We start from the raw sequence: 16,861 nt of genomic DNA, 5'->3' as shown, positions 1-16,861 counted from the left end.
ATGGCTGATACGCCTCTCAAACTTTACTGGTGGGATGCAAAGCCCAACTTCGGTGACACGCTGAGCCGTGTTGTGACGGCTTATGCCAGCGGGCGCGAGGTGGTTCATGCTGCGCCGCGCAAGGCCGAGATATTTGCGGTTGGCTCGGTTTTGCAGTTTGCCAAGCGGGTTTGGGGAAATGACAACCGCCCTCAGCACCGCCCTGCGATCTGGGGCACGGGGATGATGAATGCGCTCAAGGCGGATTTTGTTGAACACGTGGACATTCATATGTTGCGCGGGCCGATCACGGCCTCGCTTTTGGGGGTAAAGACCGAGTGTTTCGGTGACCCTGGTGTATTGACGGCCGAGGCGCTTGGTGCGCTTCCCGAGCGGCATGACAAGATCGGCTTGGTGCTGCACCACAGCCAGCTTGGCGATGCTCGGATTGCGGCGCTGCTGAACACCGAGCCGCGCGTGCATTACATTGATGTGCAAGGCACACCCGAAGATGTGTGCCGCGAGATCGGTGCTTGTGCGCATGTTATTTCATCCAGCCTGCACGGGCTGATTGTGGCTGATAGCTACGGTGTGCCCAACACCTGGCTTGATCCGATGGCGCATGCGCGGATGAAATATTACGACTATGCCGCAGGGGTGGGCCGGGTGATGCCGCTGCCCTTGAAGCACGATGATATTGCTGCGGCTCTGCCCAAGCTTGCTATGGGTGAGTTGCCCTATGCAAACGGCATTGCCGAGGCCAAGGAACGACTGATTGAAAATTTTCCAGCCCATCTGAAGGCTGGAAATTAGAATAGAAGAGAAAGGCGCGAACATGTTGGAAATCAAAGACCTGCGGGTTAAACTTGAAGAAGAAGACAAGCAAATCCTCAAGGGTGTGAACCTGACCGTCGAGGCGGGCAAGGTCCATGCGATTATGGGGCCGAACGGCTCGGGTAAATCGACGCTGTCTTATGTGCTTTCGGGTAAGGACGGCTATGAAGTGACAGGCGGCAGTGCCACGCTGGATGGGGACGATCTGCTGGATCTGGACCCTGAAGAGCGCGCGGCGCTTGGGCTTTTCCTCGCGTTTCAATATCCCGTTGAAATCCCCGGTGTGGGCAACATGACGTTTCTGCGCACAGCGGTAAATTCGCAGCGCAAGGCGCGGGGCGAAGAGGCGATGTCTTCAACGGAATTTCTTAAAGAGATCCGCGCCAAGGCGAAAGAGCTCAAGATTGACGCCGAGATGCTGAAACGGCCTGTGAATGTAGGCTTTTCGGGCGGCGAGAAGAAACGTAACGAGATTTTGCAGATGGCGATGCTCGAGCCGCGCATGTGCATCCTGGACGAGACTGACTCGGGCCTTGATGTGGACGCGATGAAGCTTGTGGCCGATGGTGTGAATGCGCTGCGCAACGAGGGCCGCGGCTTTCTTGTGATCACGCATTATCAACGTCTGCTGGACCATATCAAACCGGATGTTGTGCATATTATGGCAGATGGCCGTATCGTGAAATCGGGCGGACCCGAGCTTGCGCTTGAAGTTGAAAACAACGGTTATGCAGACATTCTGGCCGAGGTGGCGTGATGAATGCTCTTCTGAAATCAAAGCAAGAGGCGGCGGCGACGCGGCTTGATAGCGCAAGCCTGCCTGCGGCTGCGGGGTGGTCAAAAGCGGCGCGCGAAGATGCGCTGGCGCGGGTGCGCAGCACCGGTTTGCCTTCACGGCGGGATGAATACTGGAAATACACGCGCCCCGATGCGCTGACGCAGGCAGATGCCACCGAGGCGGATGTGTTCAAGTCAGACGAGCCGCTGGTGTTTGACAGTTTTGACAGGCTGAAAGTCGTCTTTGTTGACGGTGTGTTCAGTGCCGAGCTGTCTGATGATCTGGCGCTTGAGGGCATTGAGATTGCACGACTGGCCGAGGCTGCAGATATTTCATGGGCAAGCGAGCTTTACGGCACGCTGGAAGCCAAGGGCCAGAGCCCTGTGGAGCGGCCTTTGGCGGCGCTGAATACGGCGCTGGCCACGGATGGTGTGCTTATTCGCTGCACCAAAACGCCGAGCAAGCCTGTCAGCCTGATCTACCGCCGTGACAGCACGACTGCGGATGCCATGTTGCATCATGTGGTCAAGGTCGAGGCGGGGGCATCGCTCACGCTGCTGGAGAACGGGCCGGGCGCGGCGCGGTTGAACAAATGCCTTGAGGCGCTAGTTGCAGATGGGGCCGAGTTTCATCATGTGCGCGCACAGGGACGGGACCACGCGCGCAGCGCGGCAACACATATGTTTGTCGAGCTGGGGCGCGAGAGTGTGTTCAAAAGCTTCACTCTCACAGTGAACGGCAAGCTCACGCGCAACGAGTGTGTCATCGAGTTTACCGGTGATGACGCGATTGCCCATGTTGCGGGCGCGGCGCTTGGAGATGGTGATTTTGTGCATGATGACACGGTGTTCGTGACCCATGATGCGGTGAATTGCGAGAGCCGTCAGGTGTTTAAGAAAGTGCTGCGCAACGGCGCGACAGGGGTGTTCCAGGGCAAGATTCTTGTGCAGCCGGGCGCGCAAAAGACTGATGGTTACCAGAAGTCGCAGTCGCTTTTGCTGGATGGCGACAGCCAGTTTCTCGCCAAGCCCGAGCTTGAAATTTATGCCGATGACGTGGCTTGCTCACACGGCTCGACCTCGGGCGCGATTGATGAGGATGCGCTGTTTTATCTGCGGGCGCGCGGCATTCCCGAGGGGATCGCGACCGACCTTATGACACTCGCGTTCCTTGCGGAGGCTGTGGAAGAGGTTGAGGACGACGCGCTTAAGGGTGAGATCACAGGGCGGCTGGAAGGCTGGCTTTTGCGCCACAGCCGCGCCTGAGCCATGTCTGTCGTGATGGACATAGTGGCGACCTATCGTGGGCCTGCGCAGGTTTTGCGCAGGTTTGCGGCGGCGGGCCAGCGCGAAGACCGTGCGATTGCCATTTTGATGGCCGGCTGTGCTGTTGTGTTTATCAGCACATGGCCCGCACTTTCGCGTGAGGCGCATTTTACCGGAGAAGAGCTTTCGCCCCTGTTGGGCGGGGCGCTTTTTGCGTGGCTCTTTATCATGCCACTGGTGCTTTATGCGCTGGCATTGCTGGTTTATTTCGGCTTTCGCATTGCTGGCTCCAAAGCACAGCCATGGGTCTTTCGGATTGCGCTGTTTTGGGCGCTCCTGGCGGCTTCGCCTCTGATGCTGCTGAACGGGCTTGTCAAAGGCTTTATGGGCGATGGCGTGCCGCAGATGATTGTGGGCGCGCTCTGGTTTTTTATTTTCGTCTGGTTCTGGATGAGCGGCTCTGTGGCCGCAGCAAGGGAAAATATATCACATGGACATTAAGGAACTCGTGCGCGCAACGCTGACGCGGCCTGCGGCGGCGGCAGGGGTCATCCTGGGGATTGGCCTCAAGCGGGATGTGCTTTGGCTGGGCTTGCTTCTGGCGGCAGTGCTGAATGCGCTGATGTTTTCGCTCAGCTTTCAGGCGGCTCCACCCCAGCCGATCGAGGGAATGAGCGCCGAGGAAATGGAACAGATGGAGTTTCTGATCGGTTATTTTGCCAGCCCCTTGCGGGTGGCGCTCACAGTCGGGCTCGGGCTCGTTATGTCGGTCTTTGCGTTTTACTATGGCGGGCGGATGCTTGGCGGGCAGGGCAGCTTGCAGGATGTGCTGGCGGTTGTCACATGGTGGCAGTTTGTCGGGCTGGGCATGAGCGTTGTGATCATGGCGATCGGGGTTGTTTCGCTTGGAATGGCGCAGATGTTTTCGCTCTTGGGCAATATCTGGCTGTTGTTTGCCCTGATTGGGCTGATCACCGGCGCGCACCGCTTTGCGACGATGTATCGGGGGATCGGCACTTTGGTGCTTTCGCTTATGTTGATGGCTGTTGGCCTGTTATTTGTGCTGACTTTGATCGGGCTTTTGATGCCAATGGGAGCGTCCAATGTATGATGTGAAAAAAATCCGCGAAGACTTCCCGATCCTGTCGCGTGAGGTGAACGGCAAGCCTTTGGTCTATCTCGACAATGGCGCATCGGCGCAAAAGCCGCAGGTTGTGATTGATGCAATCACACGGGGTTACGCCGAAGAATACGCCAATGTGCACCGTGGGCTGCACTACCTCTCCAATCTTTCAACCGAGCGTTACGAGGCTGTGCGCGGAACGATCCAGCGCTTTCTCGGGGCTGCGTCAGAAAACGAGATTATCCTCAATTCGGGAACGACCGAGGGCATCAACATGGTGTCTTACGCCTGGGCCGCGCCGCGCATGGAGGCGGGTGACGAAATTGTGCTCTCGGTCATGGAGCATCATGCCAATATTGTGCCCTGGCACTTCTTGCGCGAGCGGCAGGGTGTTGTGCTGAAGTGGGTTGATGTGGATGCGACAGGTGCTCTGGACGCAGAAAAGGTGATTGCTGCGATTGGTCCGAAGACCAAACTTGTGGCCATTACGCAGCTTTCAAACGTGCTGGGCACGCATGTGGACGTGAAGCGCATATGTGAAGCGGCGCGAGAAAAAGGCGTGGCTGTATTGGTCGATGGCTCGCAGGGTGCTGTGCATGCGCCTGTGAATGTGGCCGAAATGGGCTGTGATTTTTACGCTATTACGGGCCACAAGCTTTACGGTCCGTCAGGCTCCGGCGCGATCTATGTGAAGAAGGAGCGGTTGGACGAGATGCGCCCCTTCATGGGCGGTGGCGATATGATCCGCGATGTGAGCAAGGAGGCCGTGAGCTACAATACCGGGCCGATGAAGTTCGAAGCGGGCACGCCGGGGATTGTGCAGACCATCGGGCTTGGCGCGGCGCTGGAGTATCTCATGGCGCTTGGCATGGAGAATGTGGCCGCGCATGAGGCCGATCTGGCGAGTTACGCGCGCGAGAAGCTTACAGGGCTGAACTGGCTTGGCTTGCAAGGCACAGCACCCGACAAGGCGGCGATTTTCAGCTTTACCATGGCGGGCGCGGCCCATGCGCATGATATTTCGACCATTCTGGACAAGAAGGGCGTGGCCGTGCGCGCGGGGCATCATTGTGCGCAGCCGCTTATGCAGCACATGGGCGTGAGTGCGACCTGCCGCGCGAGCTTCGGGCTTTATAACACGCGTGACGAAGTTGATGTGCTCGTGGATGCGCTGGAGCTGGCGCATAATCTGCTTGGTTAATCGGGGCGCAGGCCCATCAGGCGGTCGATGGGCGCGAAATCATCGGTGAGGATGAGCGTGTCTTTGGACATGATGCTGGCCAGCATGGCATCGGACAAAGCGCCATAGCGGGCAGGGTTGGGGGAGAGCGTTGTGAAGCTTGCCTGAGAAGTTTTGGCGTTGCCTGCCGTGATGATGAAGACCATGCGTTCGCCTGCGACCGGCTGGCGCTCTTCCACCCAGACCTCAAGCACGGGAAAGACGGTTTGCAAAGTGCGCAGCATGGCGCCGAGCGTTTGCAGATTGTCCTCGAAATCGACCACATTCATCAGGTAGCTGCCCTGCGGCGTAAGGCGCTCGGAAACGAGCTGGAAGAACTCCCGTGTGATGAGGTGCTGGGGCACTGCGATATCGGTGAAGGCATCGCCGATGATGAGGTCGTATTTCTGCGGAGACCGGTTGAGCACGACGCGGGCATCCTGGTGCAGCACTGTGGCGCGGCTGCGATCAAACCAGAAATCACGCGCGGCGACTTCGGTGACCTTCGGGTCCATTTCGGCAACGGTGATGGGGCCATGACCCTCACGCGCCGCAAAGGAACGGGGCAAAGAAAAACTGCCTCCGCCGATGAAGAAGCTGCTGAACGCTGGTTCTGGCGCGCGCAGCATGGCGAGGGTGTCGAGCATGGCGGCGTGATCGGTATACATGAGCGTCGGGGTGTTGCGCGCACTTGTGCCATGGACGAGGTGATCCAGCACCATCATGCGCACGGGTTCATCCGGGCTGTCGGAAATGTCGATGGTGCGGATGCAGAAGTAATCGGACTCGGTGTCGCAAGGGCTGGGTGAGGCGAGGGCGTAGCCCGCGAGGCCGAGCGAGAGTACGGCGGCGGCAATGGCCGCGCGGGGCAGGCTGCCCGCGAGCCAAAAGGCCAGCAACGCCAGCGCGACATAGACCGCTGCGACCAGACCCAGCGTAACTGTCGAGCCGAGATAGGAGATGAAGACAAAGCCCGCGAGCAGCGTGCCTGCGATGGCCCCGATGGCCCCTGCGGCGAAGAGCGCTCCGAGTGCGCGGCCGGAGTTGTCAGCTGTTTGAGCACCGATCTGTGCCAGAACAGGGGCAGGCACACCTGCAAAGAGCGAGGGCAGGAAAAACGCGCCTGTGCAGAGCACGATGATGGCCCAGAGCGGGTGCGTCACCGTGCTCATAACAGGGCCGGCAATGGTTTGCAGAACCACGACAGCAATGCCTGTGCTGAGCGCGGCAGCGATGAGCACCCAGCCTGTTTGTTTGAGCGCGGTGTCTTGTGGCTTGCCCGCCATGATGCCGCCCCACCAGTGCCCTGCAGAAAAGCCCGCGAGGACCACGGCGATGACTGCTGTCCATGTGTAAAGCGACATGCCCACGTAAGGTGCAAGCATTCGGCCCGCGACGATCTCGACCACCAGTGAGGCGGCGGAAACGACGGTTTGCAAGAGAACGAGAAGGGCGAGGGGAGGTGTATTTATGTTCATGGCGCTATTTTTGCGAGACAGTCGGTATTGTCCAGCGATATTCACGATTGCGGGGCGCGACAGGGGAAGTTATAGAACCCTCAACGCACCCGTAGCTCAGCTGGATAGAGCGCTGCCCTCCGAAGGCAGAGGCCAGAGGTTCGAATCCTCTCGGGTGCGCCATTTTCTTTCTTTGTGCGCTGATTACAACGCTTGTCCGGGGCTATGTATTATGATGGTCCGAGATGATTACGGGATGGGCAGGCTATGCTCGATCAGGCCACCAGCGTCATCACCTGCCTTCGGACGCCTGCGCAATACGGCGAGGTTTTCCTCAAGGTCGGCTTTCGGAATGTCTCGTGCGATGACGACCACGCGGCTTGTATGGTTTCCCTCGGGCCAGTTTTCCAGCGGCACAGGGGGCTCGAAAATGTGTTGCACCCCATGGAAGACGAAAGGCTTTGGCACATCTTCGATATGCACGATCCCTTTCATCCGCAGGATATCAGGCCCTTTGAGGGCGATCAGCGTATCGAGCCAGAAGTCGAATATCTGAGCCGGAATCGGCTTATCCAGCGTGATCGAGGCTGTGGTGATCCGCTCGTCGGAGGCATGGTGTGAGGGGCTGGCGAGGTCGACCAACGGGTCTTTCTTCGGCAAGCTCATTCCGGACAGGCCTGCGAGAAGATCGGGGGCCGGAGCGGCGAGCCAGCTCAGAGCGTGTTCCGGCTCCATGGTGCTGCGCAGAGAGCCAAGACCGAACAGCACGCCTGAGGGCACCGCCCCTTTGTTGGCTGTAATCCTTTGAGCGCCGGGGTTCAGCTGATCAAGCCGCGCGGTGAGGGCTTTGATCATCTTGCTATCCGCAAGGTCGCATTTGGTGAGAACGATCCGGTCAGCCATAGCGATTTGGGTTTTGGCTTCTTCGTGGCGCTGTAGCGTTTCAACCCCCAGCACAGCGTCGACAGCCGTTACGATACCGTCGAGCGCGTAATTGGCGGCCAGCACCCGATCTACGAGCAGTGTGTGGTGGATGGGGCCCGGATCGGCGAGGCCGGTTGCCTCGATCACGACACGGTCAAAGGCGAGGTCTCCGCGGGCCCGTCGTGCGACAAGAGAGGTGAGTGTTTTCGACAAGTCCCCCCTGATCGTGCAGCAGATACATCCGGCGGGCATAAGGACAACCTCTTCTGCGGCTTCTTCGATCAGATCATGGTCGAGACCGGCCTCGCCGAATTCGTTGACCACAACGGCGATACGGCCAGCGGTCGGGTCATGCAGCAGGCGGTTCAGTAGGGTCGTCTTGCCCGCACCCAGAAAGCCGGTAAGAAGGGTGACAGGGATCGGTTCGAACATGCGGCGGCTCCGTATCTGCAGATTTTCTTCAAATAGTATGTTATAATATAACGCACACATGGCAAGCAGCAAAGCTTGCACGCCGGAGGGCTCGAAAACGGCATTGGCAGATTTGAAATGCAGTGCATCAGTGGCGCGAATTCATTACAAAGCACTGAAAGATACAATCGGGTCATGGCTGTGAGCCGGCATCTTGCGGGAGAGTGATAAATGCGGTTCGTGCATGTGGCGGATATTCATCTGGGAAAGCCCTTCGGGAATTTTGATGAGGACACCCGTGCCGCATTGAAAGCTGCACGGCTTGACGCGCTTCACGCGGCCGGAGCGCTTGCCAGAGACCGTGATGCAGGTTTGGTGCTGATTGCGGGCGACACGTTTGATGCAGAAGCGCCGCCATCGCGGCTGGTGAAACGTGCGTTGGATACGATGGAGGGATTTCCTGATGTGACATGGGTGTGGATGCCGGGAAACCACGACTCTCTGGCAGCGGTTGATCTTTGGGAGCGTCTGGAACGGGACAAGCCTGACAATGTGATCCTGGCAACTCGCGCCGAGGTGATAGAAATCGGAACAGAGGCGGTAATTCTTCCGGCACCTCCATCCGTGAGGGCTCCGGGGTTTGATCTTACCGAATGGATGGAAACGGCCCAGACGGGCGCGCGTATCCGGATCGGGCTTGCCCATGGCGGGGTAACTGATTTTGGCTCGGAGGATGGCGGGTTGGCGACAATTCCGCCAGATCGCGCAGAGAGATCAAAGCTTGATTACCTTGCGCTTGGCGATTGGCACGGGCAAATGCGTATCACCCCGCGAACATGGTATGCCGGAGCGCTTGAGGCAGACGGTTTTAAGGGGCACGTTCCTGCGGGGGCCCTTCTTGTCGAGATCAAGGAGCATGGCGCTTTGCCCTCTGTCGAACAAATCCCCTTGGGCAAATACAGGTGGAGCCGTGTCGAAGCTGTGTTCTTTCCCGGGGCCGACCCTGTGGCGGTTATGGACGAGCAACTGCCAGAAAAAGACCGTGATTGCGCACTTGTGCGGTTTGTAGGGAGCGGGCGCTTGGGCTTGTCGGAGCTTGCCGCGCTACAAACGGCTTGCGAAAGTGTTGCTGACGCGTTTCATTATTTTGAAGCCAACCTGAGGCAAGTGGGTGTTGAGCAAAATATTGATGATCTCAACGTGATCGCTGAATCAGGCGCGCTGCGTGTGGCGGCTGAAAGCATTTTTGAGGCCACATCCCTTGAAGGCCGCACTGAAGATGATGCGCGCATTGCGAGAATGGCGCTGTCACATCTGTTCCATTTGGCACAGGAGGTCGCGAAATGAAGCTGCGGAAGCTGACCCTTCAGAATGTCCGCCGGTTTGCGAACAAAACAGCCATACTCGGGCCGTTCGGCGACGGCTTGACGACAATTACAGCCGAGAACGAGAATGGAAAAAGCACGTTTTTTGACGCGCTTCACGCTCTGTTTTTCTATGAATACGGGTCGGGCAAGAAAGAACTGAAAGACATGCAGCCCTATTCCGGCGGAGCCATGCGGATTGCTGCTCAAATCGAACTTGAGGGAGCCGATTACCTTATCGAAAAGGTATTCAACCTGAAAAAGGCCGGATCATCGGCGACGATCACCGATATGACGACAGGCTCTGTTCTGAAGCAGGCAGATGATGCGGAGCTGTGGATTCACCAGAATATCCTGACGGTGAACAACGGGCCATTCGGGCTTTTGTGGGTGCGGCAGGGCACTGTCGGTGTTGATGCCAGCGCGGATGGCATCGAGGCGCGCAGGGATGTTATGTCAAGTGTTCGCGGCCAGATTGATGCGGTAACCGGCGGACGCCGGATGGACAGCATCGTTCAGCGTTGCAAGCAGGAACTGGACACCATCAGCACCAAGCAGGACAAGCCCAAGGCGGGCAGCGAGTGGAAAACCGCTGTGGACCGCGTTGATCAGTTGAACGAGGAGCATGACAGGCTTGTGGAGCTGGTGTCGGTGCTCAGCAGTGATCTGGGGATGAAAAAGCGTGTTGCGATTCGCCTGCGGGAGCTTCAGGCTCCAGAGTTGCGGTTGCAAAGAAGCGAAGCAATTTCGGCGGCTGAAACGCTGCTCAACGAGACACGCGAGCACCACCGCAAGGTGCAGGATGCCGAGAAAGATATTCTGCTACTGAGCAATGAAGACACGGAACTTGATCGCAAGATCAAAAGCATAACGCAGGCGCGAGCGCAGCGTGCGGCAATTGGCGCCGAGATTGCCGAAAAAGAACTGGCGGTTGAAAACGCGGGACAGAAAAAAGAGGCGGCACGTGAAGCTCTTGCAGAGTTGCAGCGCAGCATTGCCGCAAATGCGCAGGAGCTTCGTAAACAACGCGAGATTTTGCAAAACATCCGACAGTCCGAGCGGGAGACAGCAAAACGCAAGCGGTTGGCCTATTTATTCGAGCTGACCCAACAGCTCGAAGACCCAAAGAAACAGCTCTGTGAGGCCGCCGCGATTTTGGAGGGAGGCGAGATCACCCGAGACGCGATTGACAGGGTTTCCGAGTTGGAAAGCCGTCGCGATATAGCCATCGAGACACGCAGGATCCGGCTTTCGCAGTTTACCGTATCTGCCGATAAAGCAATGGCGCGCATTGACGGCGACGATGTTCCGAACGGGGAGCCGCGGTTGATAGACCGGCCGATGGTTGTGAACTTGCCCGGGTTTGGCACGATGTCGTTGCAGCCAGCAGCAGCGGTCGGACAAGAGATAGCTGACCCTGAGGTGCTGCAGGCTGATATTGACGCTGATTTAAATTCTATGGGTGTCAATACGGTTGCGGAAGCACGGCGGTTATATGAAACGCGGCAGGCTGCGAAACATGCTCACCAAACAGCGCAAATGCAGATCAGGGCGCTGGCTCCTGATGGTGTCGAGGCGATCGAGAGGGAGTGGCGCACATTGTGTGCCGAGCTCAACCACCCAGAAAACCTGCCTGCGACGTTTTCAGCAGATGATGCGCTGCAGGAAACCACCTCGGAGACTATAGAACGCGATATTTCCGAGGGTGAAGAAGCCCTTGAGGCGTTGCAGTTGGAGTTGCCGCCGCTGCAACGCCGATTGGATGCAGAAGCAAGCGCTTTGACAGAAGTTGAAGTGCTTTTGCGAAAGTTGCGTGGTGATCAGGCGGAACTTTTCGAGCCTACAGGGGAGGCGGAAGCGTTGGCTGCACTTACTGAAGCCAAGGTGGGAAAAGCGCATGAAGTGGCGCAAGCTCGCGCGGCCCTTGAGGGCTTGAAACTGACCGCTGCGGATTTGTCCGCGGTAAAGGCACAGCATCAGCGGGCGGTTCAGGCTGACGAAGAGGACCGAAAAGAAATTCACAGGCTGGAGCGGGATTTGGCGCGGCTTGACGGGGCTATACGCACGCAATCGGAGGGGGCAGTTGAAGAAAAACTGGCAGAAGTGGCTGGAAAGCTTGTGCGCGCCAAAGAGCGGGCCGTGCAATTTGAAGACCATGTAAAGGCTTTGCGGCTGTTGGTCTCGCATCTTGAAGCGGCGCGGGCAGAGGCACAGGAAACCTACTTTGAACCCGTTCGCAACGAGCTGTTTCCCCTGTTGCGACAGCTTCATGCGGGGGCAGACTTCCAGATTGATGCTGACAAACTGTTGATCGAAACAATTACACGCAATGGTGTGACAGACAAAATAGATGCTCTGTCCGGAGGGGCCTACGAGCAGATTGCAATTCTCACACGGCTTGCGTTTGCACGGCTGTTTTCAAAGCAGGGCAATCATGTTCCGATTATTCTGGATGATGCGCTGGTTCACACCGATGACGAGCGCATTTCGACCATGTTCAACATGCTGGCCCAAATCGCGCGGGATCAGCAGATAATTGTTTTGAGCTGTCGAACACGGGCTTTTTCCGATCTTGGGGGGCAACGCGCTTTTATCACTGAATTGGCAGAAGGGGCGTAGGAGTCACTTAAGCGGGCTTTTGTGCCAGTTGCCATTTTATGCGCGCAAACCCTATTTGGAGGGCGAGGCCGAGGAAGACATAGGCCATGTCAAAGATCCACGGGTCATAGATTAGAGCGGCTTTGATGGATTGCCCGAGGATCGACAGCACTGTCCCCAAAGCGAAACACGCCAGACCAAAACGCCCCATCAGCTCCACCGGCCAGACCCAACGGCTGGCGCACAGGCGCATCACCCAGCTTTGTGTCGATAGGAAATAGGCCAGCGCCAAGAGGTGCAACAAACGCGGTGCAGCAAGGAACGTCTTGTCAAACGTGGTGAGGTAAAAGGGAAACCCATGATCGCGCAGTGCTGCAAGGCCGGCTCGGCCGTTGTCTTGCACGAATTCGATTTTCATCCAGGCGAGCACAAAGATCAGGGCTGCCAATGCCAGCCACTTCAGCCAAGCCACATTCGGCACTAGCCTTTGGCCCGATTTTAACCGCATCCCTGTAGCAAGGCCGATGGCAAAGAGAAATTGCCATGCGAAGGGATTGAAGAACCAGCCACCTTCATTTGGAAAGGCGGGGATGTTAAGCCGCATTTCCCCCGTGATGATCCACAACAGGAATGATCCGCCGAGCATCATCCAGATGTTGCGCCGCGCGATCAGGATCATCACAGGTGTTATCAGCAGTAGGGCTGCATACATCGGCAGGATATTGAGGTAGCCGAATTGATGCCCCAAGGTGGCGATGCCGATAGTGGCCTGAACGGGGGCTTTAATCCATGGGCCGACATTGTTGATCTGCCACATTTTGTCTGCATCAAACCAGTAGGCCGCGCCCAGCATGATTGCCAGACTGATCATGGAGATCACCAGATGCACGGAGTAGAGCGTCCATGCCCGGCCCCAGCATTTGGCCACAGCCCGCCAGAGCGGCAGGCGCTTGAAAACCATTGGGTAGGCGAGGCCCGCCGCCATACCGGACATAAAAACAAAGCCTTCAGCCGCGTCGGAGAAGCCGAAGTTGCGGTTGGTGAACATTTCAAGCGGATTTCCGGGAACGTGGTTGATAAATATCATCACCAGCGCGAGGCCGCGAAAGAAATCAAGCCGCGGGTCGCGGGAAGAGCCTGTGGGGCTTGGAGGAGGCAAAGCCACGGTCATACTATTATACTGACATTTCCGCCGCAGGCGCGGCTGTGGTTTGGGCCCATTGGGCCATAATCCGACGGTGATCTGCGATGACTTGGGGCAGGGTGGACTCTTCGGGGGTGAGAAAAACTGTCGAATGCGATGGATGGGACGTGATCCAGATGACCAACGGAGCCAGAACCAGAGGCACACCGATGGGCAGGACCCAAAACAGAAGATTGGCGGCAAAGCTCTGCGTGAGCAAAATAACGGCAATGCCCCAGATTTGAATCCACCAACCCGCGGCAAAGGAGTCTGAAAGCGAGAGCTGTCCGTCGCCACGCGTTTGGGCGGGCCAACCGCCATCTCGGCCGCGCAAAACCTGAAGCACAGCCCGTGTTTGCCACATCAGCATGATCGGCGCGTTGATGGATGACATGAACAATTCTCGAAGCATGCCGCGCAGGGCTTTCAAGGGGCCACCGAACTGCGAGACTCTTCCGCGCAGTGTTGCGTCAAGCAGGATGAGCACTTTTGGAAATACGAGCAGGCCAAACACACCAACCGCAACGCTGACGGCTTTTGATGTTTCATCGGAGGGAAAGACAGGAAACAATTGAAACGGTTCGGGAAAGAAATCAGGTTCGGGGGCCGTTGCGGTTGCGTAAAGATTGGACGCCAGAAACAACACCCAGAACAGCGGCGCTATATAGCTTAGAATGCCTTGAAAGAGCACAAACCTTGACCAAGCTTTGAGGCCGGGTGCCGAGATCACGCGAATATGTTGCAGGTTACCCTGACACCAGCGACGGTCGCGTTTGGCGAAGTCGATCATATTCTCAGGGCCTTCCTCATAGGAGCCTTCAAGATCGGGATCGACACGAACCGACCACCCTGCACGGGCCAAAAGCGCCGCTTCGACATAGTCGTGACTGAGGATATGGCCGCCAAAAGGCGGCGGGCCGGAAAGCTCGGGCAGCGCACAGCTTTCGGCAAAGGCGCGCACCCGAACCAGCGCGTTGTGGCCCCAAAACGGACCGGTAACGCCTTGCATCGCGGCCTGACCCTGGGCGAAAACCGGCGAGTAAAACCCCGCTGCAAACTGCATGGCGCGGCCAAAACGCGAGCGCGCCCCTGTGATGCGCGGCAAGGTTTGCAACAGGCCCAACTTTGGCTCGGTTTGCATGCGGCGGACCATTTCGGCGATGGTTGGTGCGCCCATCAGACTGTCAGCATCCAGTATCAGGGCGTAATCATAGTCTGCGCCAGAGGTTTCAAAGAAATCCTGAATATTGCCAGCCTTGCGGCCTGTGTTGCTGTGTCGGCGGCGATAGAAAAACCTTGAGGGCTTGCCCTCGGCTTTGCGCCTGTCTTGCTGCCGGTCGTCCCATAGATGAACAAACCAGCGTTCTTCCTCGGCGGCGATATGGTTGTTCTGCGTATCCGACAGTATCGCGAAGTCAAAGTGCTCGGCTAGCCCGAGCCGCGTGATTGCATCATCCATAGCGGCCACACGGGCAAAAACGGCGCCGGGCTCTTCGTTGTAGACAGGCATCAAAATGGCTGTTCGGGTTGTGATGGGGGTTGTGAGGAGGGTGGGCGCGGCACGGGCCGACAACAGCCCCTCGACCGATTGCATGGCGCCCCACGCAAGCCAGAATGTGGTGATAAACACCAAAGCGGCCCGCACACCATCAACCATCTGGTAGCCATCGGCAGCCCCGAACTGAAGGAAAAACGCAGCCGCCCCGGCTCCGAGGCCGATGCTTATCAGCAAAGCCAAAGCCCGTGCCAAATGCACGCCGCCGAGGGGCTTTTCAAGCGTCATCTTTTAGCGGTCACGCGCCGTGCGGCCAAACCCTTGAGCGAGTAAGGTCAGCAGACGGAAAAGCCCGCCTGTTGTGGCATCAACCAGTCCGGCGTTTGGCACTTCAATCACCTGCCTTGGCATCGGCAATGGCGCTGTGGGCAAGGCCGCCTCACGCAAAATGGCATGTTTACGGGCGTCTTGCTCCGCAGCATCAAGCACAAAAGAAAGGGAATTTGGGGTCATCATTCGCGCATCCATTGATAAATCCATGTTTCGGTCAGCTTGCGACCAAAACCCGCAACATGGGCAACAAGTTCCACCAGACGTTCATTTTCTCCGTCCACGTCTATCACCATCCGCCATTTCGTGGAGTTGCTGATCTTGGACAAAGCAATGTGCTGCACTTTGCCGTGTGACAGGGTGACAACGGGTTCCATTTCGGCATCTGCGGGCAGATCCGCCATCAGGCCACCGTCAAAGTCGATCACAAACTTGCGCAGCGATGCCTTTTTACCTGACACGCCCGATGTGCCGCCCTGGCCTGCCAAAGTGCTGACAATCCATGCGCGGTCTCCGTCACGGTCCGTGCCAAGCGCACCCCAATGCAAGCGATAGGTATATTCACGGCTCTCGCCTGCAAGTGGCTTTTCGGAAGGAACCCAAAAACTGACGATATTGTCATTGCCTTCAAGATCGGAGGGAATTTCGACCAGACGCACCGCGCCGGCGCCCCAGTTGCCCAGAGGCTCGACCAGAACAGACGGGCGGTCCTCATAGCGTGCACCGGCGTCCTGATAGTCATCAAAATCGCGGTCTCGCTGGATCAGGCCGAAAGATTTCATGTTGGGTTCGTTGAGATAAGTGCTCGCCAGCCGCGGAGGGTTGTTGAGCGGTCGCCACAACACATCTCCGTCCGTGCGCACGACCATCAGAGCGTTGCTGTCATGAACCTGTGGGCGGTAATCATCAAAGGCGTTGCCGTTCTTCTCGTCAAACAGGAACATCGACGTGAGCGCGGCCACGCCCAGCTGCTCCACATCACGGCGGAAATGCAGCTTGGCAGTTACGTCAATCGCCGTTTCTGCCCCCGGGCGGATGACAAAGCGGTAAGCCCCCGTGCAAGACGGGCTGTCGAGCGCGGCATAAACCACAACGTCATGCTGCCCCGCCTTCGGGAGCTCAAGCCAGAACTCGGAAAAACGCGGGAATTCCTCTTCGCGGCCAAGGCCGGTGTTGATAGCCAAACCGCGCGCCGAAAGACCATAGCTGCTGTCACGTGCCAAAGCGCGGAAATAGGACGCACCGACAAAAGCGATCAGCTCGTCAAACATATCGGCGCGGTTGAGGGGGGTGTTCAGGCGAAACCCTGCCACACCCGGCAGTTCAACATGCTCCGGCACGCGCTCGGCCAGCTCGTTGTAGTAAAGAAAATCATCTGTCGAGAAGCCCATAGGTGTCTGAATACCGTCCACAACTTCGTGGATCAGCACGGTCTGCTTGTAAAGCCAGCCGGGGTGAAAGGCGTGCAGCCGAAACAACACGCCGTCATCCTGCCAGCGTGCGTGCTTCGAGTTGAAATTGATCTGGCGGTAATCGTCATAATCAAGGTCGGGGATCACGTCGGGTGCATCTTCGGGCGCGACATATTCGGCCTGCGCAGCGGCGCTCATACGGGCATCAAGCCACTCGAATGAAAACGGCTGAGGGGCGGGGGCTTCGGGTGTTACAGCTTCGGGCGCAGTTTGGGCCACATCTGCTTGGTTCGCAGTCTCAGCCGCGTCTTGTGCCCAAGCACCACCCGCAAAAGCGGCACTGGCCACAGAGCCGGTCAGAGCGGAAAGAAGAGTGCGGCGGTTGAGGCTGACGAGAGCCGCTTCAGGAAACCGTGGCTTTAATGACATTGAAACCCATTAGTATTTTCAAACAGATGGCATCCTGTCACGCGACTCATTCGCATGACA

Annotated in this window: 14 protein-coding genes and 1 tRNA gene; 9 read left to right on the top strand and 6 right to left on the bottom strand. The window is 57.6% G+C overall.

Features of this window, described 5'->3' with window-relative positions:
- Genes OE750_RS04760 through OE750_RS04735 form a run of 6 tightly spaced genes read left to right on the top strand, consistent with a single transcriptional unit; the run spans position 1 to position 5,180 of the window.
- Positions 1 to 792 carry a polysaccharide pyruvyl transferase family protein gene (locus OE750_RS04760; protein ID WP_263761969.1) on the top strand — a complete coding sequence of 264 codons (792 nt, stop codon included), beginning with the start codon at positions 1 to 3 and terminating at the stop codon, positions 790 to 792.
- A 22-nt stretch (positions 793 to 814) separates the two neighbouring features.
- Positions 815 to 1,570, top strand: a complete 756-nt coding sequence (gene sufC, locus OE750_RS04755; RefSeq protein WP_263761967.1) for a Fe-S cluster assembly ATPase SufC — start codon at positions 815 to 817, stop codon at positions 1,568 to 1,570.
- Positions 1,570 to 2,856: a SufB/SufD family protein gene (locus OE750_RS04750; protein ID WP_263761965.1), complete on the top strand. Its 1,287-nt coding sequence runs from the start codon at positions 1,570 to 1,572 to the stop codon at positions 2,854 to 2,856. Before sufC ends, OE750_RS04750 begins: the two co-directional genes overlap by 1 nt.
- Positions 2,857 to 2,859: 3 nt before the next feature.
- On the top strand, positions 2,860 to 3,357 hold the full coding sequence (locus OE750_RS04745; protein WP_263761963.1) for a YIP1 family protein: 498 nt from the start codon (positions 2,860 to 2,862) through the stop codon (positions 3,355 to 3,357).
- On the top strand, positions 3,347 to 3,967 hold the full coding sequence (locus tag OE750_RS04740; RefSeq protein ID WP_263761961.1) for a YIP1 family protein: 621 nt from the start codon (positions 3,347 to 3,349) through the stop codon (positions 3,965 to 3,967). Before OE750_RS04745 ends, OE750_RS04740 begins: the two co-directional genes overlap by 11 nt.
- Positions 3,960 to 5,180, top strand: a complete 1,221-nt coding sequence (locus OE750_RS04735; RefSeq protein WP_263761959.1) for a cysteine desulfurase — start codon at positions 3,960 to 3,962, stop codon at positions 5,178 to 5,180. The genes OE750_RS04740 and OE750_RS04735 overlap by 8 nt, the downstream gene beginning before the upstream one ends.
- On the opposite strand, the gene OE750_RS04730 is transcribed toward OE750_RS04735, so the two are convergent.
- Complete coding sequence (locus tag OE750_RS04730) at positions 5,177 to 6,676, bottom strand: fused MFS/spermidine synthase (protein WP_263761956.1); 1,500 nt, start codon at positions 6,674 to 6,676, stop codon at positions 5,177 to 5,179. The genes OE750_RS04735 and OE750_RS04730 overlap by 4 nt on opposite strands.
- Positions 6,677 to 6,761: 85 nt before the next feature.
- Between OE750_RS04730 and OE750_RS04725 the strand changes: the two genes are divergently transcribed.
- A tRNA-Arg gene (locus tag OE750_RS04725) sits at positions 6,762 to 6,838 on the top strand.
- A gap of 66 nt (positions 6,839 to 6,904) precedes the next feature.
- Here the strand turns inward: OE750_RS04725 and OE750_RS04720 are convergent.
- A complete protein-coding gene (locus OE750_RS04720) occupies positions 6,905 to 8,011 on the bottom strand; it encodes a CobW family GTP-binding protein (protein ID WP_263761954.1) in 1,107 nt (368 codons plus the stop codon).
- 210 nt (positions 8,012 to 8,221) lie between these two features.
- Between OE750_RS04720 and OE750_RS04715 the strand changes: the two genes are divergently transcribed.
- Positions 8,222 to 9,337, top strand: a complete 1,116-nt coding sequence (locus OE750_RS04715) for a metallophosphoesterase family protein (protein WP_263761952.1) — start codon at positions 8,222 to 8,224, stop codon at positions 9,335 to 9,337.
- On the top strand, positions 9,334 to 11,973 hold the full coding sequence (locus OE750_RS04710) for an AAA family ATPase (protein ID WP_263761950.1): 2,640 nt from the start codon (positions 9,334 to 9,336) through the stop codon (positions 11,971 to 11,973). The genes OE750_RS04715 and OE750_RS04710 overlap by 4 nt, the downstream gene beginning before the upstream one ends.
- A 7-nt stretch (positions 11,974 to 11,980) precedes the next feature.
- On the opposite strand, the gene OE750_RS04705 is transcribed toward OE750_RS04710, so the two are convergent.
- From OE750_RS04705 to OE750_RS04690, 4 genes are read right to left on the bottom strand one after another with little or no spacing between them, the layout of a single operon-like run.
- Positions 11,981 to 13,123, bottom strand: a complete 1,143-nt coding sequence (locus OE750_RS04705) for an OpgC family protein (protein WP_263761948.1) — start codon at positions 13,121 to 13,123, stop codon at positions 11,981 to 11,983.
- Between the two features lie 4 nt (positions 13,124 to 13,127).
- The gene (mdoH, locus tag OE750_RS04700; protein ID WP_263761946.1) at positions 13,128 to 14,918 is read right to left on the bottom strand and encodes a glucans biosynthesis glucosyltransferase MdoH; all 1,791 of its coding nucleotides are present in this window, start codon (positions 14,916 to 14,918) and stop codon (positions 13,128 to 13,130) included.
- A gap of 3 nt (positions 14,919 to 14,921) precedes the next feature.
- Positions 14,922 to 15,146 (bottom strand): hypothetical protein, encoded by a 225-nt coding sequence (locus tag OE750_RS04695; protein WP_263761943.1) that lies wholly within the window; start codon positions 15,144 to 15,146, stop codon positions 14,922 to 14,924.
- Positions 15,143 to 16,801 (bottom strand): glucan biosynthesis protein, encoded by a 1,659-nt coding sequence (locus OE750_RS04690; protein ID WP_263761941.1) that lies wholly within the window; start codon positions 16,799 to 16,801, stop codon positions 15,143 to 15,145. Before OE750_RS04690 ends, OE750_RS04695 begins: the two co-directional genes overlap by 4 nt.
- Positions 16,802 to 16,861 lie beyond the last annotated feature (60 nt).

The sequence above is a fragment of the Lentibacter sp. XHP0401 genome (genome assembly GCF_025751535.1).
Lineage (GTDB): Bacteria > Pseudomonadota > Alphaproteobacteria > Rhodobacterales > Rhodobacteraceae > Lentibacter.
Note: the sequence above shows the minus strand (reverse complement) of the source record. Positions and strands in the feature narration are given on the sequence as shown.